Raw genomic sequence first — 22,649 nt, 5'->3', positions numbered from 1 at the left:
TTCTATTTGAGCGCTGCTCTCGAAGTTGTGTATCTAGTATTCGATCGACATGGGTGACGCCGATTTGCTCAGTATTTTGAGCACTTCTTGCTGACTTTAGGAGAGCGTCGGCAGAACATGACCGATGTCAGCCTGTCTCGGGTCGAGATTGTATCGACTGGTCTCGGGTGTTGCGCGGAAGGCACAGATTTTGACGGGCTTATTTTCTACGAACGGCTTTAGTTCTTTCCTGAGACCAAGAACCACCTTGAGGCGCGCCTCTCCGACGAGAGGCGCGCCGATTGTTTTTCGGCCACGTGTCGCAGCCGCTCGCCTGTCCCCGGCGGAGATCATAGGACCGACGCCATCAGCGCCACCGGTCGCTCGTCCCGACACCGATCTCCCGTCCGTCTAGGCGGGCCAGTTCGACCGCGACGCGCGTCCAGAACCAGGTCCGCCGCCCATCCGGACGCCGCGCCCGCTCCCGGGCCAGATAGTAGGCATCACCGCCGTAGCGCGCGTGCATGATCCGGGCTCGCGCCCGCACGCGGGCCCAGCGGCGCGGATGACGATGACATTGCGGCCACATGGCGGTCCGAGAGGCTCAGGCGTCGAACTTCGGCTGCCGCGGCGTCCGGACGGTCGCGTCGTTCGGCCGCCAGCCCAGGGCAGCGAGGATGGCGCCGAGCAGATCCCTCGACCGGAGGAGATCCTGGTCGGTCGCCCGCCAGTCGTCCCAGGCCAGGGAGTCCAGATAGACGCCGCCCAACTCGTCGAGATCGCGCTTGCTGATCGGTCGGAACAGGTCTGCGTCGGGATCGCGCGAAGCGCCCATCGGCCGTCTCCCCGGAAGGCCCGTGTCCGCGGTGCGCCCCCGCAAACGAGCCTCGACCATCCCAGTCGGGGAGTTGGAAAACCGCAACGAAACGGTCCCTGCAACCTTTAGCACCGAGGCGCCTGGACATGCGTCGCAGGCTCCCCGACCCATAGGTCAAGGATTCCGGTGCCCAAGCCGGCGGGCACCAAACCGTTCGTTGAGGGGTTTCCACGCCCCAGGGCGGCGCGTACCGCCCCACGGAGATCATAGGCGCTCGCTCTGCTTCGATCCAGCGTCGCAGTTCAGGAGAGGCGGAGGGTTCGACGTCTCCAACGAGGGATCAGCAAGCTGAGAGAGAGGCTCTCAGCCCCTCCTGGCGGATTGAGCGCACATGACCGAGAGCCTGTCCTACACCCTGGCCCTCCACCTCACGGTCCAGGAACCGGCCCGGGTGCTCGAAGCGGCCGCCCGCAAGATCTTCCGGCACCGCTTAGCCACCTCGGTCGACGCAACTCGAGCCCTGCTCGCCGGTGACGTGCCGAAGGCGCTCACGGTGCTGATCGAACTGCACGATCTCGCCTCGGCCGGTGCGGTGGTGCTGCAGATCCAGTCCGGATCGAGCGAACCGATCCTGTCGGGGTCGGGCCTACCGCTCCCGACCGTCCTCGTACAGCCCGGAACCTGACGACGCCCATGCCGGCCTCCCTCAGGCGAGAGGGGGGCCCTTCGACCGTGCAGGATCGCCGGCTCCCGGCGGATCCGCGGTGAAGGAACGAGCACCATGGGCGAGTACGTGATGACCACCGTGACCGTCGGCGGCCCTCTGCCGGGCCCTGAGGCCGTCGCAGCGCTGATCGCGGCGGCGAGCGTGTACTTCGCCGAGGCCGGCAGCCTCGTGCACGAGGCCCTGGCCGAGGGGACGAACGTGACCTTCGAGGATGCGCAGGATTTCGGCCTGACGCCGAACCTCGACCGCTTCTGCCAAGCGAACGGGCTTCCATACCAGCGCGCCTGGATCGCGCGGCCCGGCGTGTTCGAGGCCGGCGTGAAATTTTGGAAGCCGGGCATGGGGAGCCCGGTGGAGGAGGCGGCCGACGATGGCGGCGAGCCGATGATCACCCTGGCGGCCCTCCGGTGCTGCGTAGACGCGGGCAGACGCTCGCGGACATCGTGGTGCGGCTCGACGAGGCCGTGGCCACTGCCGCGCCGCCGCTGACCCTGGTCGAGGTCGCCGGCGCCGGCCGGCCGACCGCCGCCTAATCCGGCCTCGTCTCAAGTCCCGCGAACTCCTTCAGAGTCGGAGGGGGGCTTCGCCTTTTAGGGTTTCGAGGTCGGGAGAGGGCCCGGCCGCTCGAACCAGGAATGATGGACCATGACCATGTGCGGCGCTGCCCTTCAGAGGAAGAGGCGGCGCTGCGCTGCGTGACGGATTTCAAGGTCGAGAGAGGGTTCTCGGCACCCGTCGCGGAGACATCACGATGGCCAACGCCCCCAAGAAGATCACCCTCGCCCCGGCCCGGCCGATCCCCTTCAGCAAGCTGGTGTTGAGCCAGGCCAACGTCCGGCGGGTCAAGGCCGGCGGTTCGATCGAGGAACTGGCCGAGTCGATCGCCCGGCGCGGCCTGATCCAGAGCCTGCACGTGCGCCCGGTCCTCGACGGCGAGGGCGGGGAGACTGGGATGTACGAGGTCCCGGCCGGCGGTCGCCGCTACCGGGCGCTGGAATTGCTGGTGAAGCAGAAGCGGCTCAACAAGACCAGCCCGGTGCCCTGCATCGTGTCGGATCCGGCCGGCGAGATCCTGATCGACGAGATCTCGCTGGCCGAGAACGTCGAGCGCGCCCCGCTCCACCCGCTCGACCAGTTCCGCGCCTTCCAGACCATGCGCGACAAAGGCATGACCGAGGAGGCGGTCGCCGCGGCGTTCTTCATCGACGTCAAGGTGGTCAAGCAGCGCCTGCGCCTGGCCGAGGTCGCCCCCGCCCTCCTCGATGTCTACGCCGCTGAGGGCATGACGCTGGAGATGCTGATGGCCTTCACCGTCACGCCGGATCACGCCCGCCAGGAGCAGGTCTGGGCGGCGTTGGGAAATTCCTGGCAGAAGGAGCCCTACCAGATCCGCCGCCTGCTGACCGAAAAGACGGTGGCGGCTTCGGACAAGCGGGCGGTGTTCCTCGGACTCGCGGCCTACGAGGAAGCCGGCGGCACCGTGCTGCGCGACCTATTCCAGGACGACCGGGGTGGTTGGCTGCAGGACGTGGCGCTCCTGGATCGGCTTGCCGGCGACAGGCTGAAGGCCGAGGCCGAGGCGATCGCGGCCGAGGGCTGGAAGTGGGTCGAGGTGGCGGTCGGCTTCCCCTCCGGTCATCAGGCCGGCCTGCGCTTGGTCTACGGGGAGCCCGTCGCGCTGTCGGAGGAGGAGCGCGCGGCGATCGACGCGCTCACGGCCGAGCAGGAGCGCCTGATCGCCGAGCACGAGGCGGACGAGGAACTCCCGGAGGCCGTCGACGACCGGCTCGGCGAGATCGAGGCGGCGCTGGAGGAACTCGGCGACCGCCCGCTGCGCTACGACCCGGCCGAGATCGCGCGCGCCGGCGCCTTTGTCAGCCTCGGCCATGACGGCCGGCTCCAGGTCCAGCGCGGCTACGTCCGGCCCGAGGACGAGGCGCCGGCCGCGGCCGGACCGCAGGGCGCGGCCAGCGGCGGCGAGGGCGGTGCGCAGGTTCCGGCGAACGGCGGGGAGGCGGCGCAGCCGGCGGTGCAGCGGGCGGTGATCACGATCGGCGGCGCGCCGGTCGCCCCCGAGCCGGAGGAGGAGGACGGCATCCGCCCGCTGTCCGACCGTCTGCTCTCGGAACTGACGGCGCATCGGACCCTGGCCCTGCGCGACGCGGTGGCGAACGATCCGCAGGTCGCGGTGACGCTGCTCCTGCACAAACTGGTGCTCGATACCTTCCGCTTCCGCACCGCACAGGGCTGCCTGGAGGCCACCGTCCGGGAGGTCCACCTCGCCATGCAGGCCGACGACCTGAAGGACAGCGCCTGCGCCCGCGCCGTCGCCGAGCGGCACGCCGCCTGGAAGGCCGAACTGCCCGAGGACGACGACGCGGTTTGGGACTGGCTCGCGGCGCTGGACGAGGCCAGCCGCATGGCGCTGCTGGCGCACTGCGTCAGCTTCGGGGTCAACGCGCTGCACGAGAAGCCGAACCCCTACGGTGGCATGGGCGTGACCGAGCAGGGGCTGCGGATGCGGCTCGCCCAGGCCGACCGGCTGGCGCGGGCGACCGGCCTCGACATGGTGGCGGCGGGCTGGCGGCCGATGGTGGGCAACTATCTCGGCCGCGTGACCAAGGCGCGCATCCTGGAGGCGGTGCGCGAGGGGGCGGGCGCGGACAAGGCGCAACTCGTCGACCACCTCAGGAAGGGCGAGATGGCCCGGGAGGCCGAGCGCCTGCTCGCCGAGACCGGCTGGCTGCCCGAGCCGCTGCGCCTCGCCTCGGACCTCCACGCTGCGGTGGATGCGCCGGAGCAGGCCGCAGGTCCGGAGGAGGTCGAGGCGCTGCCGGCCTTCCTGGCGGGCGAGACCGGGGAAGCGGATCGCGGCGATGAGGCGGAAGCCTTCCGCATCGCGGCCGAGTGAGTGTCGGGCTCGGATGGGTGCGCGTCTCGGCCCGCACCCGTCCGGCCCCGTTCGCTTCCGCCCTCCCGCATGGCCGCGCCGCGGCCGGGGTCAACGGGCAAGCCGTTTCCGCGTCGCCCTAGGGCTCGCGTGACCCCGGCCGCTCGTTCGCGGCCGCCCGTCCGCTCCTGCGAGCGGGGACCGGGACGATGTGTCGAGTTCTGAACAAGCGCCACACCGGCCTGCCGGCCCGGGCCATCTACATCGGCCGAGGATCGAAGTGGGGGAATCCGTTCGTGATCGGCCGCGACGGCGACCGCGCGACGGTGATCGCGAAGTACGAACGTTGGTTGGCTGACCAGCATCATCTGCTGCGGGCGCTCGACGAACTGCGCGGGTGCGATCTCGTGTGCTGGTGCGCGCCGCTACCCTGCCACGGCGATCTCCTGATGCGCCTCGCCAACGCCAGCCGTGACGAACGCGTCGCGTGGTGGCGCAACGTCAAGGCGGCGGCCTGAACGCTGCGGTGGATGCGCCGGAGGAGGCAGCAGGTCCGGAGGAGGCCGAGGCGCTGCCGGCCTTCCTGGCGGGCGATGCCGACGGCGAGCCCGACCCGGCGCACGCGGCTCCGCTTCACCCCCGACCGTTGCTCATGTAGATGCTGCAATCTACATGTCTACATCAGGATTTCCAGCCGGAGGCCGGGATGCCGATCAACGTCAACAACCCCGAGGCCGATGCGCTGACGCGCAAGTTCGCCGAGCTTGCCGGTGTCGGGATCACCGAGGCGATCGTCATTGCCATGAAAGAGGCGATCGAGCGCCGCCGCAACATCGAAACGCCGCGCGAGACGGCGGCGCGCCTCCGCGAGAAGCACGGTGTGGCGCTCGCCGAGGCGACACGCGCGCCGCTGCCGCGCGAGGCCTTCGACGAGATGTGGGGAGAGCGTTGATGTTCATCGATGCCTCGGCGATCGTCGCGCTCCTCTCGGACGAACCGGAGGCGGAGCGCGTGTCCGACGCCATCGCCGGCGCGGCCAAGCGGATGACCTCGCCGGTCGCCGTGCTCGAGGCGGCGCTTGCGCTGGCGCGTCCGGACAAGTTCGCGCTGCCACTCGAGGCCGTTCAGCCGATCATCCTGGAGTTCCTCGAGGCACGTGGGATCGAGATCCGCGACCTGCCACCGGCCAAGCGCACCACGACGCTCGCCCTGTCCGCCGCGCATCGCTACCGAGCCGGGCGCCGGGGCCTCAATCTCGGCGACTGCCTGCATTACGCCTCGGCGAAATACGACCGCGTGCCGATCCTGGCGACCGCCGACGAGTTTCGGCAGACCGACCTCGACACCGTTCCGTGACCATCAGGCCCCGTAAGCCGCTTCGGTCGCGTGCGGATCGGCGCCCTGGGACGCAGCTTTGGCCGCGGCCCTGCGGGCATAATCCGACCGAGGCTTGGCCGTGTTGCGGTCGTACTGTCCGAGCTTCGTCCGCTTGGCGAGGGCGGCGCGCTTGCGCGTGTAGAAGGCCGGGACCATCGGGTAGTCCTTCGGCAGGCCCCACTTCTCCCTGTATTCGTCGGGCGTGAGTCCGCATTTCGTCAGATGGCGCTTGAGCATCCGATAGCGCTGGCCGTCCTCGAAGCTGACCAGGAAGTCGTCCCCGATCGAGGCCGTGATCTCCTGCCGCGTCGGCCGGCGGATCGCGCTCGGATCGTTCACATGCCGGTGGAGATGCCCGATCGCCTCCGCCACCTCGCGCAGGACCGCGACCAGGGCCCGCGGAGTCAGGGCGTTGCCGGCCAGATAGGCCCTCACGATCCTGGCCGTGAGGGTCACGACCCGATCGCCGTTGCTCGCCTGCGGCCGTTCCAACCGTCGAATCCTCCCGCCTCTTGCCGGGCCTTCCATGACTGGATGACAGAGTCTTTCGCTACGTCAATCGTCATGAAGTCCAAAACAGAACTCTCCCACGGGATCTGCGATGGCGCAGGCTCTGGCACGGCGCGTGCCAGTACATCCGACCGCGGATAGAGAGGAAGAGGAGGCCGGCCGACGGGCGAGCCGGCGGCAGGGCAGAGAGAGCTTGCGGTCCGGCACGACCACGCCAGGAGGCCGCGCGTGAACATCTCCATCCTCGCCCAGCACGTCCAGGACAGCACCGCCCTCACCCCAAGCCCGGTCCCGGCCGCGATCCTGCAGGCCGCCTCGCGCATCGCCGGTCAACTCGCGCAGGGCAGGGCGCTCGAGATGGGCGCCCTGCGCGGCGCCATGGAAGCCGCCTGCGGCGGCAGCGACGCCGACGGCCTCTGGCTGTGGAAGGATGCCTACGAGGCGAGCGAACTCGCCCAGGTGCTGTTCCTGCGCCGGTTCTGGCCAGCGATCCGGGCCAAGGCCGAGTCTCCGGCCGCGCGGCTGGCCATGCTCGGCCGGGTTGCCGGACTGCTGCCGACCCAGACCCGCCGCTCCGAGGAGAGCGTCGCGTTCCAGCAATTCTCGACCCCGCTGGAGATCGGCTACGTCGCCGCGCTCGCGGCCGGCCTTCGGCCGGGCGAGCGCCTGCTGGAGCCCTCGGCCGGCACCGGCCTGCTGGCCGTGCATGCCGAACTCGCCGGCGTGAGCCTGCACCTCAACGAGTTGGCCCAGACCCGCGCGGGCTTGCTGCGGGCGCTGTACCCGGCCGGCGCCGTCACGCAGCTCGACGCGGCCCAGATCCACGACCGGCTCGACGCGGGCGTGGTCCCCGACGTGGTACTGATGAACCCGCCCTTCTCGGTCGCGGCGCACGTGGAGGGGCGCTACCGCGACGCCACCGCCGACCACCTGCGCGCGGCGCTGGCCCGCCTCGCCCCTGGCGGGCGCCTGGTCGCCATCACCGGTGAGGGCTTCCGCCCTGACCGGCCGTCCACGTCTGGCGCCTTCGCGGCGCTGGCCGAGCGGGGCGGGCGGCTGGTGTTCTCCGCCGGCCTGTCGGGCCGCGCCTACGCCCGGCACGGTACCACGGTCGACGTGCGCCTGTCGGTCTTTGACCGCGCCCCGGCCGGTGAGGTGGGTGAGCCCACGGTGCCGCTCGGGCTGAGCCCCGATCCGGCCGCGCTCCTGGACGCGGTCCTGGCCGGCGTGCCGCCGCGCTTCGCGCCGGCCCCGACTCCGGACCCCCGCCGTATCATCCCCGGCCTGTCCCGCCGTGTCGGACTCGCACCGCGCCCGGTTGCCGTCCGCACGTCCGCTCCGCGACCGGCGCCCGCCGCGGCGGTGGCGGCCGAGAGCGCCGAGCCGATCGCCTACACGGCGATCGAGGAGTTGCCCGCGACGCTGGCGGCGGAGGCGGCGCTCTACGAGGACTATGCCCTGGAGACCGTGCGGATCGAGGGCGCCCGGCCGCACCCGACCCCGCTGGTCCAGTCGACCGCGATGGCTTCGGTACGCCTGCCGCGCCCGAGCCACGCCCCGCGCCTGCCGGCGCCGGTCGTCACCGACGGCCTGCTCTCGGAGTGCCAGATCGAGACCGTGATCTACGCCGGCGCCGCCCATGCCCGCCACCTGCCCGGCCACTGGACCGTCGACGAGACCGGCACCGTCCTGTCTGCCGCGGCTGAGGGCGCGGAGGGGGTGCGCTTCCGCCAGGGCTTCTTCCTCGGCGACGGCACCGGTGCCGGCAAGGGCCGCCAGGTCGCCGGGGTCATCCTCGACAACTGGATGCAGGGGCGCCGCCGGGCGCTCTGGGTCTCGAAATCCGACACTCTGATCGAGGATGCCCGGCGCGACTGGCGCCATCTCGGCCGCGAGCCGCTGCAGATCGTGCCGCTCAGCCGCTTCGCGCCGGGCAAGTCGGTGACGCTGACCGAGGGGATCCTGTTCACGACCTTCGCCACCCTGCGCGGAGCCGGCCGCAACGGCGCGGGCTCGCGCCTCGACCAGATCTGCGACTGGCTCGGGAGCGACTTCGACGGCGTCATCGCTCTCGACGAGGCCCATGCGCTCGCCAACGCCGCCGCAGGCTCAGGCGATCGCGGCGTGGTCGAGGCCTCGCAGCAGGGCAGGGCAGGGCTGGCGCTGCAATACCGCCTGCCCGACGCCCGCGTGCTCTACGTCTCGGCCACCGGCGCGGTGACGGTCGAGAAACTGGCCTACGCCCACCGGCTCGGACTGTGGGGCGGCGGGGCCTTCCCGTTCCCGACCCGCTCGGACTTTGTCTCCGCGATGCAGCAGGGCGGCCTTGCCGCCATGGAGGTTCTGGCCCGCGACCTGAAGGCGTTGGGACTCTACACCGCCCGCTCGCTGTCCTATGCCGGCGTCGAGGTCGAGATGCTCGACCACACGTTGACCCCTGAGCAGACGGCGATCTACGACGCCTATGCCGACGCCTTCCAGGTGATCCACACCAACCTCGATGCGGCGCTCAAGGCGTCGGGCGTCACCGGCGCGTCCGGAACGTTGAACCGGGCAGCCAAGTCCGCGGCACGGTCAGCCTTCGAGTCGAGCAAGCAGCGCTTCTTCAATTACCTGCTCACGGCGATGAAGTGCCCGAGCCTGATCGCGGCGATCGAGGCGGGGATCGCGGACGGCCACGCTGCCGTCGTCCAGATCGTCTCGACCGGCGAGGCGCTGATGGAGCGACGGCTCTCCGAGATCCCATCGTCGGAATGGGGCGACCTTCAGCTCGACGTGACCCCGCGCGAGTACGTGATGGAGTACCTCGCCAGCGCCTTCCCGACCCAACTCTACGAGCCCTACACCGACGACAGCGGCACCATCTTGTCCCGGCCTGTCTTCGACGCCGACGGCCAGCCCGTCCCCAGCCGCGAGGCGGTCGAGCGCCGCGACGCCCTGATCGAGCACCTGTGCGGGCTCGCCCCCGTGCAATCGGCCCTCGACCAGCTCGTGCAGCACTTCGGCACCGAGGCCGTGGCCGAGGTGACCGGCCGCTCGCGGCGGATCGTGCGCCGGACTGGCAAGGACGGGGTCGACCGCCTCGTGCTCCAGAACCGCCCGGCGGCCGCCAATCTCAGCGAAACACAGGCGTTCCAGGACGACGAGAAGCGGATCCTGGTGTTCTCGGACGCCGGCGGCACCGGCCGCAGCTACCATGCCGACCGCGGGGCGAAGAACCAGCGCCTGCGGGTCCACTACCTGCTCGAGGCCGGCTGGAAAGCCGACGCCGCGGTGCAGGGGTTAGGTCGCACCAACCGCACGAACCAAGCTCAAGCCCCGCGGTTCCGTCCGGTCACCACCGACGTGAAGGGCGAGCGCCGCTTCCTCTCGACCATCGCCCGCCGCCTCGACACCCTCGGCGCCATCACCCGCGGCCAGCGCCAGACCGGCGGCCAAGGCCTGTTCCGCCCCGAGGACAACCTGGAGGGGCCCTACGCCGCGACGGCGCTGCGCCAGCTCTTCTGGGCGATCGTGCGCGACGAGATCGCGGGCTGCCCGCTCAAGCAGTTCGAGGCGATGACCGGCCTCGCGCTGACCAACGAGGCCGGGGGGCTGCTCGACGAGCTGCCGCCGATCGGCCGCTTCCTCAACCGGGTGCTGGCGCTACGCATCGCCGTGCAGAACCTGTTGTTCGAGGCGTTCGAGGAGCGCCTGTCGGCGGTGATCGAGGGCGCGATCTCGGCCGGGGTCTACGACGTCGGCGTCGAGGTGCTCACCGCCGAGAGCTTCACGGTCACGGACCGCGCGGTGGCCTACACCCATCCCCGCAGCGGCGCGCGCACGCATCTCCTCACGCTCAGTGAGCGGCGCCGGCTCAAGCCGCTGGATCTCGATGCCGCCCGCGACCTGATCGCGGAGGGCTATCAGCCGGTGGTCAACGCGAAGTCCGGGCGCCCGGCACTCGCCGGTCGGGCGGCGAGCGAGACCCGCGAGGACGGCTCGGTGGTGGCGCGGGTGCGCTTGGTGCGCCCGCTCCAGCGCCAGATCCTCGACCGCACCGTGTTCGAGCGCTCGCACTTCACCGAGGCCACCATGGAGGCGTTCCGGGTCGCCTGGAATGCGGAACTCGCCAGCTTGCCCGAGTTCGAGGAACGCACCCTGCACGTCGTCACCGGTCTGCTCCTGCCGATCTGGGACCGGCTGCCGGGCATCGACATGCGCGTGTTCCGCCTCGTGACCGACGCGGGCGAGCGCATCGTCGGCCGCGTCGTCGAGCCCGAGGACCTGCCCATCATCCGCGAGCGGCTCGGCCTTGGCGCCGGCACCGCCATGACCTCGGCCGACGCCTTCGCGGCCGTGCTCTCCGGCCGGGCCGGCCTGGAACTCATCGGCGGCCTGCAGGTCCGGCGCGTGCGGGTGATGGGCGAGGACCGGATCGAACTGATCGGCTCCAGCGACAGCGCCCGAGCCGGGCTGAAGGCGCTCGGCCTGTTCGCCGAGGTGATCGCGTGGCGGACCCGCCTGTTCGTGCCCACCGGCGAGCGCGGGCCGGCGATCCTGACGGCGGTGCTCGACCGTCACCCGCTGCTGCGTTGCACAAACGCCAAAGGCCACGCTTAATGCCGCGACCGGACTGGGAGGCCACCATGTCGACCCTACCCCCCGCCGCGGAGATCGCTCGCCAACTCGCCGAGAACGTCGAGGCGTTCTGCCGGCACTACCTCTCCAACGGCCACCGCTCCGGCCGGTACTGGTGCGTCGGTGATGTCCACAACACGGAAGGCGGGTCGCTCTACGTGCGCCTGACCGGCCCGACCAGCGGCAAGGGCGCCCGCGGGCGGTGGCAGGATGCGGCCACGGCCGAGCACGGCGACCTGCTCGACCTGATCCGGTTGCAGCGCGGCGACGGCTGGAAGGATGCTCTTGCCGAGGCGCGGGCGTTCCTGCGCCTACCCCTGCCACCCGAGTCGGATCGGACCCGCCCGAGCGAACTGGCCAAGGATACGGTCGAGTCGGCCCGGCGCCTGCTGCGCCACGGCCAAGCGCTCGCCGGCACGCCGGCGGCGGCCTACCTGCGCTCGCGCGGGCTCGAGCACGCGCTCAGTCAGCCCGCCCTCCGCTTCCACCCGCACTGCCTGTACCGAGCGTCCCGCAAGGCCCCGGGCCCGGACACCTGGCACCCGGCCCTGCTCGCAACCGTCACCGATCTGTCGGGCACCGTCACCGGCGTCGGCCGGACCTGGCTCGCCCCGGATGGGCGCGGCAAGGCCAACCTGCCGAAGCCCCGGCGGTCGCTCGGGAACCTGCTTGGCCACGGCGTGCGCTTCGGCGGAACCGTGCCTCACCTCATGGTCGCCGGCGAGGGCACCGAGTCCGTGCTGTCGGTCCACCGGATGATGCCGGGCGTGCCGCACGTCGCCGCTCTCTCGGCCGGGCACCTCGGCGCCCTGTTCCTTCCGCCCGGCCTGCGTCACCTCTACATCGCACGCGACGCCGATCCGGCGGGCGAGCGCGGGGCAGCGATCCTGCGCCGCCGCGCCGAGGCCGCGGGCATCCCCGTGACCGACCTGATCCCGCGCGAGGACGACTTCAACCGCGACCTGTGCCACCTCGGACCGCGCGATCTCGCCCTGCATCTCGCGCCCCAGTTCGATCCGAACGATGCGGTGGCCCACCTCACGTTCGAGGAGGCGGTGGCCTGACGGTCCTCGCGGCGGGGCGTGCTGCAAGCTTGGCGGGCTTTCCCGGACCGGAGAGGGCCGGCGTCCACGGCCTTCTTGAGAGGGCGACGGGTGCCGGGCCGGGGATCTTGGGCGCAATGGCCCCGAGCCGACGATTGTCCGCCGCCGCCTGACGGCGGCTTTGCATCGCGAGGCAAAATCGCCGGTCAGGGGCCGTCCTCCGCTACCGCTGCGGCCCGCACGAGCCGCATCGCCTGACGATGCGATGCGGGTGCACGCGCGGGTGCGCCAGACCCCTGGGCCCGGCCTTGGGTCGCCAGGAAGGCCGCGATGGACGCGGTCACCCTGACCCAAGGATCCCGCGATGCTTGACCAGCCGATCCACGACGAGGACCTGCCCGCCGACCCGTCCCTGCTGGAGGAGTTGGCGGTCACCGGCTACCGCCCGTTCGAGGAGCACGACGATCCCCGGCCGCTGCCCACGAAGCGCGTGATGGATGGGGCCCTGCGCGTGGCGATGGCCGAACTCGAGCAGGCCTTCACCGGCACCCGCCTGGAGGACGACCTCGAGGACGTGCTGTGGGGCTTCGTGAACGTCCTGCACCGCCGGGTCGAGCAGATAGAGCGCAAGCTCGACGAGAACGAGCAGGCCCAGCGTCAGAGCCAGCGCGAGCAGGACGGCAGCGAGGTGCTCTCGGTCGAACTCGAACGTCTCACCGCCCTTGGGCAGACGCTGAGCGAGCGCCGCAACAGCTTCGAGTACGCCCGCGACACCGCCGCTCATTTCTTCACCCGGACCACCCGGTCGCTGTGGCGCCCGCATTCCGGATCGCGGGTTAACCACGCCACCATGACCGCGGCGATGATCGACTCGCGCGACTACATCAGCGCGCGGCGCCGGGCGGAGACCGAGATCCACCTTCCTCAGGGGACGCGCATCGCCTTCACGGGGGGCAAGCAGTTCCAGGATGTCGCCGTGATCTGGGCCACCCTCGACCGGGTGCGCGCCAAGCACCCCGACATGGTGCTGCTGCATGGGGGCGGGGAGGGGGCCGAACTGATCGCCGCGAAGTGGGCGGAGAACCGCAAGGTCGCCCAGGTGGTGTTCCGGCCCGACTGGAAGCGCCACAGCAAGGCGGCTCCGTTCCGGCGCAACGACGCGATCCTGGAGCAGATGCCGATCGGCGTGGTGCACTTCCCCGGCGGTGGCATCAGCGACAACCTTGCCGACAAGGCCCTGACCAAGGGCATCCCCGTGCGGCGGGGCGTGAAGCCCGCTGGCTAGTTACCTTAGGGGTAGGGGAGGGGGCTGTCGCGTCCGGAAAGCGCCCTCCCCTCCCGTCCTTATGAAACTGCCAAAAGCTGAGGCATCACTCAGCTATGGATTTTTCAGTATCCTGCCGTAAGATGAGTTATTTGTTTCGAAGAGCTGATTAGGTTCCATAACGTATATTATGCGAATACGTGTTGTGCCCGTTGGATTAGAGGGTCTTGCTTGGTGGATGAGGGGCAACGCATTCCCCTTTCCGAGGGGAGCGGTTGCCTGTGGTGTCGCTGGGGAGGACTCTGATGAGAAGGAGGGAACGCTGGAGCGCTACTGTTGTACCCGCCCTCCCCCGTATCATTCCTGCTGTGAGAAAATTTAACGGATCGCGCTGATCTGAGCTGAGCCGCTTTGCGTAGTGCGATCGCGTCGCATCTTGCGAGTTGCGCCGCCTGATACCTGGCGCCGGAAGACAGCGAGGTGCGTCCGGTCGAGCGCGAAATGCTGCCCAAGTAAAGCCTCCTGTCCTATCAAGCCGCTCGACTTGATTTGCTGTCCCCTCCCCCCTCCCCGCCCCTGGTAAACCTATGACCGCCGTTGCTGACCCATTGCAGACGGTCGGAATGTCCGCTTCCAGGCAGTTCAATGGACTCGGTTCGGCAAAGTCTGGCCAGTAGTGGCCTGTCTACTCTGGGGAGGGATTGCCAAAAAGAGCAGACAAGGCCCTACCGAACCAACCCAGTCGTAAAGCTCGATTGGCGTCGGCCTCAAAAATAGACAACAGTACGCCGCCAGTCACCGCCGCCCGGCGGCCTCCAAGCGGGTCCGGTCAACAATCTCTACCGCGCCTCGACGAAGTTCGATCAGGCCCGCCTCGGCCCATTGTGCCAGGATGCGGCTCACCACCTCGCGCACGCTGCCGACATCGTCCGCGAGCTTTTGATGGGTCACCGCGGCGACGCCTCGCGGATCGGCTTCAGCGAGGAGGCGTTGCGCGAGGCGCTGCTTCAGCGGTGCGAACGCGACCTCGTCGATCAGCGTGAACAGGCCGGACATCAATCGCGTGTAGTCATCCATGACGAAGCTGCGGAACGCCGCGCTGTCGCCCATCAGGTGCTGGAACGTGCTGTCCGGCAGGGCCGCGAGCTCGGTTCGCTCCTCGGCCACGCTCTGCGCTGGAAAGGTGCCGCCGGACAGAAGACATTGGGTGGTCAGGGCGCAGGTGCCACCCGGGCCAACCTTGTAGATCAGCACCTCGCGTCCGCCCTCCGACATCCGGAAGATCCGCGTGCGTCCCTCTAGGCACATTAGGTAATTGGCACACGCGCCATCCAGTTCATAGGCGATGGCCCCCGCGTCCAGCACCGGGAAATGCACGGTTCCCCGAGCGATCTGAAGGTGCGCCGGGCTGAGAGCCTGGAGGAGCGGAAACCGGTCGATCCATCGCTCGACCCTCTGGGCATCCGTCATGGCTGGCGTGGTCCCCCGGCCATGACGACGGGTTGATCGTCCGGCGCGCGTTGCGTTTTTCTCCCGCCGCGCCGGATTTGTGTGACCTGGGTCACCGACCGGGTGCAGCGGCCCAGCATAGCATCGCGACACAACGAACACGATAAGGGCGCTCGCCAAGCGCGGCGCTCACCGGGAGGAAACCGATGCGCTACCTCGCCCTCAGCTTCATGCTCGCCGTCTTCGCCGCCGGTCCTGCCGCAGCCGAACAGGACCTGCTGCTCGGGGCAGACATGTCCTCACCCGCCATGACGAAGGCCGAGATGAGCCGCGCCGACGTCGAGGCGATGATCCAGGCCGCGGACGGTAAGCCCATCGACCTGCACGACAAGGCGCTGTCGGGCCTCGATCTCTCCGGGCTGAATCTCCGGAGCGTCAACTTGCGCACTGCGCGCCTGAACAACGCCAATCTGCGCGGCGCCGATCTCAGCGGCGCAAACCTCGAACAGGCATGGCTCCTGAAGGCAGACCTTTCCGGCGCCAAGCTCGCGGACGCGAAAATGTTCGGCATCACGGCGCGGGACGCCAACCTCAGCGGGGCCGACCTCAGCCGGTCCATGCCCATCGGCGATTTCAAGGGCGCCGACATGAGCGGCGCAACGCTGGTCGATCTTAAGGGCGGAGCCGACATCAAGAATCAGTCCATGGGTCTGATGCGGGCGGTGTTTACCTCGGTGAACCTGTCGGGCGCGAACCTCAGGGGAGCCAACCTCGGCCGGTCACGCCTGGAGTATGCGAATCTCAAGGATGCCGATCTCACCGGCGTGGTGCTGATGGGTTCGGACTTGTCCGGGGCCAATTTGACCGGAGCTACGGTCACGGGTGCGGATTTCAAGAACGTCGACGTCAGCGGTGCCCGGCTGATCAACCTCAAGGGTCAGTCCGAGGCCAAGGACTGGGCGGAGAGGGTGAACATCGACCGTGCCGTCACTCAGGCATCCAATTGACGCGCCCGTTCACCGACCTCACGGCCCGCCGCCGACCTCAACGGCTTCTGTCTCCTGAGACCCTGTCAGCGGAATCTGCAATGTTCCCTGCATATCAGCGAAGCCGTAAACTCGGGTTGCCCATTCGCAAAGGCTGGCTTCAGTCCGAAGCACGACGTTCGTCGTCGCCAGCTAAATCATCTCATCACGTGATCAAAACGATCAATACGTTCCGTTGGAGTGATCGAATGGGCGCGGTCATGATCGTGGCAGCTTCAGTCCACGAGGTGCACGCACCATGCCCGCAGCAGCGTTTCTCCGATCACGCGCGCTTGCCCTGACTTCCATCCTGCCCGGCCTGAGCCTTTGCCTCGCGGTGACGGGCGTCGCCCTCGGGCTGGAGAGGGTCGAGGAACACATCTTCGGCCGTGCGTGGCTGGAGGCTCTGGTCCTCGCCATCGTGCTGGGCACGGCCGTCCGCACGGCCTGGAACCCGGGTCGGCGCTTCGCTCGCGGGATCGCGTTCGGCGCCAAGACCGTCCTGGAAATCGCCGTCGTCCTGCTCGGCGCCTCGCTCAGCCTCGGGACGCTGCTCGCAGCCGGGCCGGGGCTTCTCGTCGGCATCGCGGTGGTGGTGGCTCTCGCCATCGCGGCGAGCTACGGCATCGGCCGGGCTCTCGGGTTGACCCCGCGCCTGGCCATCCTCGTCGCCTGCGGCAACTCGATCTGCGGAAACTCGGCGATCGCGGCGACGGCCCCGGTGATCGACGCGGACGGCGAGGACGTCGCCTCGTCCATCGCCTTCACCGCCGTGCTCGGCGTTCTCGTCGTTCTCGGCTTGCCCCTGCTCGTGCCGCTGCTCGGACTCTCACCGATGCAGTACGGCGTGCTCGCGGGGCTCACGGTCTACGCCGTGCCGCAGGTGCTCGCCGCAACCGCGCCGGTGGCCGCCCTCAGCGTTCAGGTCGGCACCTTGGTCAAGCTGGTCCGCGTGTTGATGCTCGGGCCGGTGGTCCTGGCTCTCTCGCTCGGGATCGGCCGGCTGCGCGCGAGGACGGGCGTGACCGTGCCGCACCCCACGGCCGGCGAGCGCCCTGCCTCGGGCCGGATGCCGCTGCACCGGCTGGTGCCGTGGTTCATCCTCGCCTTCCTGGCCCTGGCGGGTCTGCGCTCGGCGGGACTCGTTCCCGAAGCGACCCTGCACCCGATGGCCACGACGGCGAACGCGCTGACCATCGTGTCGATGGCGGCCCTCGGCCTCGGCGTCGACGTGCGCAGCGTCGCCAAGGCGGGACCGCGCGTCACCCTGGCGGTGGTCGCTTCGCTCGCCGCCCTCACGGCCGTGAGCCTCGGGCTGATCCGCATGCTCGGCATCGCCTGACAGAGGCCTGCACCCGGCGCGTCCGCACGCGTTGAACCTCGACCTTTTGAAATAGAGACATCCGATGTCGAGCTTGACCGAGCGTATGGCGCGCCTGATCGTTCATGGGGAGCGTCCCTACAACGCCGAGCCGCCGCTGACCCGCCTGCGGGCCCGTTACCGGACCCCTGCGGAAGACTTCTACGTCCGCTCCCACGGCGACCTGCCGGAGATCGACCCCGCCACATGGCGTCTGTCCATCGACGGCGCGGGTGTCGGTCCCCTCGATCTGTCGCTGGCGGATCTGCGCACGCGGTTTCCCGAGGCGACCGTCACGGCCACGATGCAATGCGCCGGCAACCGCCGCGCCGACATGCGGGCGGTGGCCCCGGTCTCGGGCGATCCCTGGGACGGCGGCGCCATCGGGACGGCGGACTGGACCGGCATCCGCCTCGGCGACGTCCTGCGTGCGGCGGGCGTGGCGCCGGGAGCGAACCTCCACTCGGCCCTCCACGTCGCCTTCGAGAGCCACGACGTGGTGGAGGGCCAGCCCTACAGCGTCTCGATCCCGCTCACCAAAGCGGTCGCCGACGAGACGCTGCTGGCCTTCGCGATGAACGGGGCACCGCTGTTGCCCGAACACGGTTTCCCCGTGCGGGCCGTCGTACCGGGCTTCGCGGGGGTGCGCAGCCCGAAATGGCTGAAGCGCATCACGGTGCAGGACCACCCCTCGACCAACCCGATGCAAGCCGACGACTACAAGCTGTTCCCGCCGGACATGACGGCCGAGACCGCGGATCCGGCGAAAGGCCACACCATCGAGACGATGCCGCTCAACGCCGCGATCTGCGAGCCCGCGCGCGGAGCCCGGCTCAAGGCGGGCGAGACCACCGTCCGCGGGTACGCCATCGCGGGAGACCGGGCGGTCGTGCGCGTCGATGTCTCAAGCGATGGCGGTCGGTCCTGGCATCAAGCCACGCTGAAACACGAGGCCGGCGCTCCCTTCGCCTGGACGTTCTGGGAGATCGTGCTGGACCTTCCGTCCGGTGAGCGCGACCTCGCGGTGCGCGCCTGGGACAGCGCCGGGCAGACCCAGCCGGCGCGGCCGGACGAGACGTGGAACTTCAAGGGCTATCTCAGCGCCTCCTGGCACCGTGTGCGGGTCGAGGTCGCCTGAGTTCCACGACCGATCAAGGAGCGGCACGGATCAGGTCGAGCAGCGCGTCGGCGGCGCGACTGCGGTAGCGCTCCTTGTGGCGCAGGACCTGGAAGGTCCGCGTCGGCAGGGCGAAGGGCACGGCGACGAGTACGCCGGTTCGCAGCGAGGGTCCGACCACCGCTTCGGACAGAACGCTCGCCCCGGCCCCTGCCACGATGGCAGCGAGGACCGCCTCGTTCGACGGCAGTTCGAGGGCAACGGTGAGTGCGTCCGGCGCGATGCCCAAAGCAACGAGCGCCGCCTCGAAGGCGGAGCGCGTGCCCGATCCGGGTTCGCGCAGCACCCAGGAGACCGAAGCGAGGTCCAATCGTCCCGGCCGCGCGCATGCGGCCAATGGGTGGCCGGGCGAGACCACGAGGACCAGCCGATCCTCGGCGATCGGGGTGCTCGCGAGGCTGCCGTCGTCGATCGCGCCTTCCACGAAGGCGAGTTCCGCCGTCCCCGCCCGCACCGCTTCGGCGGCCTCGGCGGTGTTGCCGATGCCGAGGCGCAGGACGATGTCGGGATAGGCCGCCCGGAAGGCGACGAGATGCCGGGGGAGCCAGTGGCCGGCGATGGTCTGGCTCGCCTGGATGGCCAGCGTGCCGCGCCGCAAGCCGCTGAGGTCCGCGAGCACGAGTTCGGCCGCCTGGGCGCGGGCGAGCACCGCGCGAGCCTCGCCGAGGAAGACGCCGCCCGCCTCGGTCAACTCGATGCCCCGGCCGACCCGGTGGAACAGCTTGACGGCGTGCCGGGTCTCCAGGGCGTTGATGGCGGCGCTGACCGCCGACTGGACAAGGTTCAGCGCCTCGGCCGCCCGCGTGACGTGCTGGCGCTCGGCGACCGCCACGAAGATGCGCAACTGGTCGAGGGTCATGGCGTCTCGGGCTCGGCGGGGGCCTTGGCCGGCGTGGTCGGGCAGGATCCGGACGCGCGCGTCACCGCGCGCCCTCGCGCTTGCCCGAGACCTGCGCATCGACCGCCTCGGCGACCCGGAGCAGCCGCGCCTCGTCCGTGCGGGCCGTCACCACGTAGGACATCCCGGCGTCGATCCACGAGAAGGCGGCCACGTCGTCGGCGCGGGCGTAGCGGAACACGCCGCGCCCGCCGGTCGGCCCGGCCCGGCTGTAGAGGGTGAGGCGGGTGCCCCGGTCGTCGTCGTACATCAGCATCGCCGCCGGCTCGTCTCCGGCGGGGAGCAGGCGCCCGCCCATCAACCGGAAGCCCTGCGCCCGCAGGTCCGGCACGGTGACGGGCCGGCCCAGGCGCGCGCTGAGCCATTGCACGAGGTCGGTCGAGCCGTCGGCGCGGACCTCGACCGGATGGGCGGCCTCGACCACGTAGGTGCGGAAGGCGGAGACGGCCGCCTGCGTCATCGGTTCGGCCGGGGCCGGGCCCGGCACGGCGCCGCGCCCGACCCACCCGGCCGCACCGCCGAGGGCGAGCAGGAGCGCCGCCGCCGCGGCGTTCGGCCACCCGCGCGGGATGCGCCTCCGGCGCGGAGCCGCGAGGTTCGCGATGCGCAGGCGGGCGGGGATCGGCTCGTCCGCCACGGGCGCGAGCCGCGCTCGCAGACGGTCCCGCACCGCCCGGTCGGTGGCGACCCGGGCGGCCGCCTCCGGATGCGCGGCGAGCCACGCCTCGACGCGGGCGCGGCGGCCCGGATCGAGCCGTCCGTCCACGAAGGCGTGCAGGTCGTCCTCGCCGACGGGACGCGGGTCGGACGCGGTCATTTCACCCTCCGCAGATGCCCGGTGACGATCGTCGGGGCCTGATCGAGGAAAGCGCGCATCCGGCCGCGGGCCCGGCTGAGGCGCGACATCACCGTGCCGATCGGGACCGCGAGCACGGCGGCGACCTCGGCATAGGACATGTCCTCAACCGCGACGAGGAGCAGGACGGATCGCTGCTCCTCGGGAAGCGCGGCGATCCCGTCGAGCACGTCCCGCGCGCCCACGGCCGCCTCGGGATCGACCCCGGCCTCCGCGATCTCCATCAGCGCCTCCGGGCCGACCTCGATGCCCCGGCGTCGGCGCACGCCTTCGAGGTAGCGGTTGCGCAGGATCGCGAACAGCCACGCCCGCAGATCGCCCTCGCGGCGCTGCGGCCAGGCGCGGATCGCCCGTTCCAGCGTGTCCTGGACGAGGTCGTCGGCCGCCTCGCGCTGGCGCAGAAGCGCGGTCGCGTAGCGCCGCAAGGCCGGGATCTGCGGTTCGATCAGGACGGCGAGGTCGTCCAAGGGCGGTCTCCGGTTCGCGGCGACGGCGATGCCCGCGCCGCCGTTCGGACGAGAGATGCCGGAATCGCCCGAACTATTCCAAGCCTCGCCCCGGCAAGCCCATCACGCATCCGTGACCCATTGGCCGGGAGCGGTGGGGAATATCCCGGCCCGGCCGGCATCTCTCCCCGCGTGACCTCGACACTGCGGGAGAGACCATGCGCGGAGCACCGACGGCGATCCTCATCACCCTCCTGATGGCCGGGGGGATCTTGGGTGGCGGCATGATGATGCGCGCCGGGCATGCGGAGACCGCCCCCGGCGGCTTCGATGCGATGATGGCCCGATCGATGGCGCGGATGCACGCGGACATGGCGGTGGCGCCGTCCGGCGATCCCGACCGGGACTTCGCCGCCATGATGATCCCGCACCATCAGGGCGCGATTGAGATGGCGAAGGCCGAACTCGCCTACGGCCGCGACCAGGTCCTGCGTCGGCTCGCGCAGGGCATCATCGTCGAGCAGGCACAGGAGATCGAGGTCATGCGCCGCGCCCTGGCCGAGCGACCGGTCGCGCAGACCCCACCGACGCAGCCGCCGGCCCACCACCGTCACTGAGCGGATTGCCGTCCCCCGTCCCGACCATCAGCGCGAAGAGACCTTCACGATGCGACACCTCATTCCGGCGACCCTGATGCTCGCCCTCCTCGGCGGGACCGCGCTTGCGGGCCAAGCGCCGGGGCCTGCCTCGGCGCCGGACGTGCCCGTCGGCCCGCGCGACCGGTTCTATACCTCGGACCAGTTCTCCAACACGGTCTCGGTGATTGATCCCGCCGCCAACACGCTCCTCGGCGTGATCCGCCTCGGCGACACGACGCCCGCGAACCTAAGCCCCCTCTATCGCGGCCAGCTTCTCGTCCATGGGATGGGCTTCTCGCCCGACCGCAAGACCCTGCTCGCCGTCTCGATCGGCTCGAACTCGGTCAGCTTCATCGACACCGCCACCAACACGGTGCGCCATACGACCTATGTCGGGCGCTCGCCGCACGAGGCGTTCTTCACGCCGGACGGGCGCGAGGTCTGGGTCAGCGTGCGCGGCGAAGACTACGTCGCGATCCTCGACGCCGGGACGGGCCGGGAGATGGGCCGGATCGCGGTGCCGAACGGGCCGGGCATGACGATCTTTTCGCCCGACGGGCGTTACGGCTACGTCTGCTCCAGTTTCAGCCCCGAGACGGTCGCCATCGAAGTGAAGAGCCGCGAAATCGTCGGGCGGATCAAGCAGGAGAGCCCGTTCTGCCCCGACATCGCGGCGACGCCCGACGGCCAGCAGGTGTGGTTCACCCTGAAGGACGTCGGCCGCGTCCAGGTGTTCGAGGCCACGCCGCCGTTCAAGGCGCTTAAGACCATCGAGACCGGAGCGATCACCAACCACGTCAACATCGCGCGCACGAAGGCCGGCCAGTTCGCCTACGTGACGGTCGGCGGCCTGAACCAGGTGAAAGTCTTCCGCACCGACGACTTCTCGCAGGTCGCGACGATTCCCACCGGCGCGCTCCCGCACGGCCTCTGGCCCTCGGGCGACGGTTCGCGGATCTATGTCGGCCTGGAGAATGCCGACGCGGTCGCGGTGATCGACACCGGCAGCAACGCGGTGATCGCCACGATCCCGGTCGGCCAGGGGCCGCAGGGCGTGGCCTACGTCCCGGAGGCGGTGCCGGAGGGAGCGGGTGCGCCGAACCTCCAGCCGCTGGGCGCAGCGGGCCAATCGAGTACGCTGACGCTGGCCGGGCCGGACGGCAAGGCGGCCACGCAGGTCACGCTGTTCGACCAGGGCGTGCTGCAGACCCTGCAGGCGGCGGTCACGGGCCTCACGCCGAAGAAGCCCTACGTGCTGGCCCTCTCGGCCGATCCGAAGGGCGCCGGGCCGCTGGAGCCGCTCGCCGCCTTCATGACGAACCCGGCAGGCGCGGCCATCGTCAATGCCGTGGGCCCGATCCGGCAGGTGACGCAGAACGCGAACGAGGCCGCGCGGCGCAGCCTCGTCATCGTCGAGGGCAAGCCCGGCGAGACCGGCGCGACGGTCCAGACCCAGGCACCGCGCTGACGAGACGGGACGAGGGGGCGGTCGCCGGACCGCCTCCCTGTCGCGCGCCGCGCCTCATACCAATCGGCGATGACAATGACTCATCGCCGATTGCCCGCGCGACTG

At 70.3% G+C, this 22,649-nt stretch carries 21 protein-coding genes; 14 read left to right on the top strand and 7 right to left on the bottom strand.

Features of this window, described 5'->3' with window-relative positions:
• Window positions 1-346: 346 nt before the first annotated feature.
• Window positions 347-505: a hypothetical protein gene (locus ACP56T_RS11565; protein ID WP_430912258.1), complete on the bottom strand. Its 159-nt coding sequence runs from the start codon at window positions 503-505 to the stop codon at window positions 347-349.
• Between the two features lie 78 nt (window positions 506-583).
• Window positions 584-814, bottom strand: coding sequence for a hypothetical protein (locus ACP56T_RS11560; protein WP_430912257.1), 231 nt, complete (start codon window positions 812-814; stop codon window positions 584-586).
• A gap of 373 nt (window positions 815-1,187) precedes the next feature.
• On the opposite strand from ACP56T_RS11560, the gene ACP56T_RS11555 reads away from it, so the two are divergent.
• The 6 genes from ACP56T_RS11555 to ACP56T_RS11530 all read left to right on the top strand — a co-directional run bounded on the left by ACP56T_RS11555 (window position 1,188) and on the right by ACP56T_RS11530 (window position 5,769).
• A complete protein-coding gene (locus tag ACP56T_RS11555; RefSeq protein ID WP_430912256.1) occupies window positions 1,188-1,481 on the top strand; it encodes a hypothetical protein in 294 nt (97 codons plus the stop codon).
• A gap of 96 nt (window positions 1,482-1,577) precedes the next feature.
• A complete protein-coding gene (locus ACP56T_RS11550) occupies window positions 1,578-2,012 on the top strand; it encodes a hypothetical protein (RefSeq protein WP_430912255.1) in 435 nt (144 codons plus the stop codon).
• Window positions 2,013-2,274: 262 nt separating this feature from the next.
• Window positions 2,275-4,434 (top strand): ParB/RepB/Spo0J family partition protein, encoded by a 2,160-nt coding sequence (locus ACP56T_RS11545; RefSeq protein WP_430912254.1) that lies wholly within the window; start codon window positions 2,275-2,277, stop codon window positions 4,432-4,434.
• 188 nt (window positions 4,435-4,622) lie between these two features.
• Window positions 4,623-4,931, top strand: coding sequence for a DUF4326 domain-containing protein (locus ACP56T_RS11540; protein WP_430912253.1), 309 nt, complete (start codon window positions 4,623-4,625; stop codon window positions 4,929-4,931).
• A gap of 188 nt (window positions 4,932-5,119) precedes the next feature.
• Window positions 5,120-5,365 (top strand): type II toxin-antitoxin system VapB family antitoxin, encoded by a 246-nt coding sequence (locus ACP56T_RS11535; protein WP_430912252.1) that lies wholly within the window; start codon window positions 5,120-5,122, stop codon window positions 5,363-5,365.
• Window positions 5,365-5,769: a type II toxin-antitoxin system VapC family toxin gene (locus ACP56T_RS11530; RefSeq protein ID WP_430912251.1), complete on the top strand. Its 405-nt coding sequence runs from the start codon at window positions 5,365-5,367 to the stop codon at window positions 5,767-5,769. Before ACP56T_RS11535 ends, ACP56T_RS11530 begins: the two co-directional genes overlap by 1 nt.
• A gap of 3 nt (window positions 5,770-5,772) precedes the next feature.
• Here the strand turns inward: ACP56T_RS11530 and ACP56T_RS11525 are convergent, their stop codons facing one another.
• Window positions 5,773-6,246: a Ros/MucR family transcriptional regulator gene (locus ACP56T_RS11525; protein ID WP_430912250.1), complete on the bottom strand. Its 474-nt coding sequence runs from the start codon at window positions 6,244-6,246 to the stop codon at window positions 5,773-5,775.
• A gap of 282 nt (window positions 6,247-6,528) precedes the next feature.
• Here ACP56T_RS11525 and ACP56T_RS11520 point away from each other — a divergent pair, with 282 nt between their 5' ends.
• From ACP56T_RS11520 to ACP56T_RS11510, 3 genes are all read left to right on the top strand, one after another.
• Entirely contained in the window at window positions 6,529-10,902 is a 4,374-nt protein-coding gene (locus tag ACP56T_RS11520) for a strawberry notch-like NTP hydrolase domain-containing protein (protein ID WP_430912249.1), read from the top strand.
• A gap of 26 nt (window positions 10,903-10,928) precedes the next feature.
• Window positions 10,929-11,984, top strand: a complete 1,056-nt coding sequence (locus ACP56T_RS11515) for a DUF7146 domain-containing protein (RefSeq protein ID WP_430912248.1) — start codon at window positions 10,929-10,931, stop codon at window positions 11,982-11,984.
• 343 nt (window positions 11,985-12,327) lie between these two features.
• A complete protein-coding gene (locus tag ACP56T_RS11510; protein ID WP_430912247.1) occupies window positions 12,328-13,248 on the top strand; it encodes a DUF2493 domain-containing protein in 921 nt (306 codons plus the stop codon).
• 774 nt (window positions 13,249-14,022) lie between these two features.
• On the opposite strand, the gene ACP56T_RS11505 is transcribed toward ACP56T_RS11510, so the two are convergent.
• Entirely contained in the window at window positions 14,023-14,697 is a 675-nt protein-coding gene (locus tag ACP56T_RS11505) for a Crp/Fnr family transcriptional regulator (RefSeq protein WP_430912246.1), read from the bottom strand.
• A 185-nt stretch (window positions 14,698-14,882) separates the two neighbouring features.
• On the opposite strand from ACP56T_RS11505, the gene ACP56T_RS11500 reads away from it, so the two are divergent.
• The 3 genes from ACP56T_RS11500 to ACP56T_RS11490 all read left to right on the top strand — a co-directional run bounded on the left by ACP56T_RS11500 (window position 14,883) and on the right by ACP56T_RS11490 (window position 18,199).
• Window positions 14,883-15,683, top strand: a complete 801-nt coding sequence (locus tag ACP56T_RS11500) for a pentapeptide repeat-containing protein (RefSeq protein WP_430912245.1) — start codon at window positions 14,883-14,885, stop codon at window positions 15,681-15,683.
• A gap of 277 nt (window positions 15,684-15,960) precedes the next feature.
• On the top strand, window positions 15,961-17,043 hold the full coding sequence (locus ACP56T_RS11495; protein WP_430912244.1) for a YeiH family protein: 1,083 nt from the start codon (window positions 15,961-15,963) through the stop codon (window positions 17,041-17,043).
• A gap of 64 nt (window positions 17,044-17,107) precedes the next feature.
• Window positions 17,108-18,199, top strand: a complete 1,092-nt coding sequence (locus tag ACP56T_RS11490) for a molybdopterin-dependent oxidoreductase (RefSeq protein ID WP_430912243.1) — start codon at window positions 17,108-17,110, stop codon at window positions 18,197-18,199.
• 13 nt (window positions 18,200-18,212) lie between these two features.
• Here the strand turns inward: ACP56T_RS11490 and ACP56T_RS11485 are convergent, their stop codons facing one another.
• From ACP56T_RS11485 to ACP56T_RS11475, 3 genes are all read right to left on the bottom strand, one after another.
• Window positions 18,213-19,097 (bottom strand): LysR family transcriptional regulator, encoded by an 885-nt coding sequence (locus ACP56T_RS11485; protein WP_430912242.1) that lies wholly within the window; start codon window positions 19,095-19,097, stop codon window positions 18,213-18,215.
• Window positions 19,098-19,158: 61 nt separating this feature from the next.
• Entirely contained in the window at window positions 19,159-19,953 is a 795-nt protein-coding gene (locus tag ACP56T_RS11480; protein WP_430912241.1) for an anti-sigma factor family protein, read from the bottom strand.
• On the bottom strand, window positions 19,950-20,459 hold the full coding sequence (locus ACP56T_RS11475; protein ID WP_430912240.1) for a sigma-70 family RNA polymerase sigma factor: 510 nt from the start codon (window positions 20,457-20,459) through the stop codon (window positions 19,950-19,952). The genes ACP56T_RS11480 and ACP56T_RS11475 overlap by 4 nt, the downstream gene beginning before the upstream one ends.
• 263 nt (window positions 20,460-20,722) lie before the next feature.
• On the opposite strand from ACP56T_RS11475, the gene copM reads away from it, so the two are divergent.
• Both copM and ACP56T_RS11465 read left to right on the top strand, forming a co-directional pair.
• On the top strand, window positions 20,723-21,055 hold the full coding sequence (gene copM, locus ACP56T_RS11470) for a CopM family metallochaperone (protein WP_430912239.1): 333 nt from the start codon (window positions 20,723-20,725) through the stop codon (window positions 21,053-21,055).
• A gap of 49 nt (window positions 21,056-21,104) precedes the next feature.
• A complete protein-coding gene (locus tag ACP56T_RS11465; RefSeq protein ID WP_430912238.1) occupies window positions 21,105-22,544 on the top strand; it encodes a YncE family protein in 1,440 nt (479 codons plus the stop codon).
• The last annotated feature ends 105 nt before the right edge of the window (window positions 22,545-22,649 follow it).

Source organism: Methylobacterium endophyticum, assembly GCF_050591105.1.
In the GTDB taxonomy this organism is placed as follows: domain Bacteria; phylum Pseudomonadota; class Alphaproteobacteria; order Rhizobiales; family Beijerinckiaceae; genus Methylobacterium.
Note: the sequence above shows the minus strand (reverse complement) of the source record. Positions and strands in the feature narration are given on the sequence as shown.

Bases quoted from the DNA above. Each gene is read 5' to 3' on its own strand.
- ACP56T_RS11465 (WP_430912238.1), top strand. From the start codon at position 21,105: ATGCGACACCTCATTCCGGCGACCCTGATGCTCGCCCTCCTCGGCGGG.
- ACP56T_RS11545 (WP_430912254.1), top strand. From the start codon at position 2,275: ATGGCCAACGCCCCCAAGAAGATCACCCTCGCCCCGGCCCGGCCGATC.
- ACP56T_RS11535 (WP_430912252.1), top strand. From the start codon at position 5,120: ATGCCGATCAACGTCAACAACCCCGAGGCCGATGCGCTGACGCGCAAG.
- ACP56T_RS11550 (WP_430912255.1), top strand. From the start codon at position 1,578: ATGGGCGAGTACGTGATGACCACCGTGACCGTCGGCGGCCCTCTGCCG.
- ACP56T_RS11540 (WP_430912253.1), top strand. From the start codon at position 4,623: ATGTGTCGAGTTCTGAACAAGCGCCACACCGGCCTGCCGGCCCGGGCC.
- copM (WP_430912239.1), top strand. From the start codon at position 20,723: ATGATGATGCGCGCCGGGCATGCGGAGACCGCCCCCGGCGGCTTCGAT.
- ACP56T_RS11515 (WP_430912248.1), top strand. From the start codon at position 10,929: ATGTCGACCCTACCCCCCGCCGCGGAGATCGCTCGCCAACTCGCCGAG.
- ACP56T_RS11560 (WP_430912257.1), bottom strand. From the start codon at position 814: ATGGGCGCTTCGCGCGATCCCGACGCAGACCTGTTCCGACCGATCAGC.
- ACP56T_RS11505 (WP_430912246.1), bottom strand. From the start codon at position 14,697: ATGACGGATGCCCAGAGGGTCGAGCGATGGATCGACCGGTTTCCGCTC.
- ACP56T_RS11530 (WP_430912251.1), top strand. From the start codon at position 5,365: ATGTTCATCGATGCCTCGGCGATCGTCGCGCTCCTCTCGGACGAACCG.
- ACP56T_RS11490 (WP_430912243.1), top strand. From the start codon at position 17,108: ATGTCGAGCTTGACCGAGCGTATGGCGCGCCTGATCGTTCATGGGGAG.
- ACP56T_RS11555 (WP_430912256.1), top strand. From the start codon at position 1,188: ATGACCGAGAGCCTGTCCTACACCCTGGCCCTCCACCTCACGGTCCAG.
- ACP56T_RS11510 (WP_430912247.1), top strand. From the start codon at position 12,328: ATGCTTGACCAGCCGATCCACGACGAGGACCTGCCCGCCGACCCGTCC.
- ACP56T_RS11565 (WP_430912258.1), bottom strand. From the start codon at position 505: ATGCACGCGCGCTACGGCGGTGATGCCTACTATCTGGCCCGGGAGCGG.
- ACP56T_RS11495 (WP_430912244.1), top strand. From the start codon at position 15,961: ATGCCCGCAGCAGCGTTTCTCCGATCACGCGCGCTTGCCCTGACTTCC.
- ACP56T_RS11480 (WP_430912241.1), bottom strand. From the start codon at position 19,953: ATGACCGCGTCCGACCCGCGTCCCGTCGGCGAGGACGACCTGCACGCC.
- ACP56T_RS11500 (WP_430912245.1), top strand. From the start codon at position 14,883: ATGCGCTACCTCGCCCTCAGCTTCATGCTCGCCGTCTTCGCCGCCGGT.
- ACP56T_RS11485 (WP_430912242.1), bottom strand. From the start codon at position 19,097: ATGACCCTCGACCAGTTGCGCATCTTCGTGGCGGTCGCCGAGCGCCAG.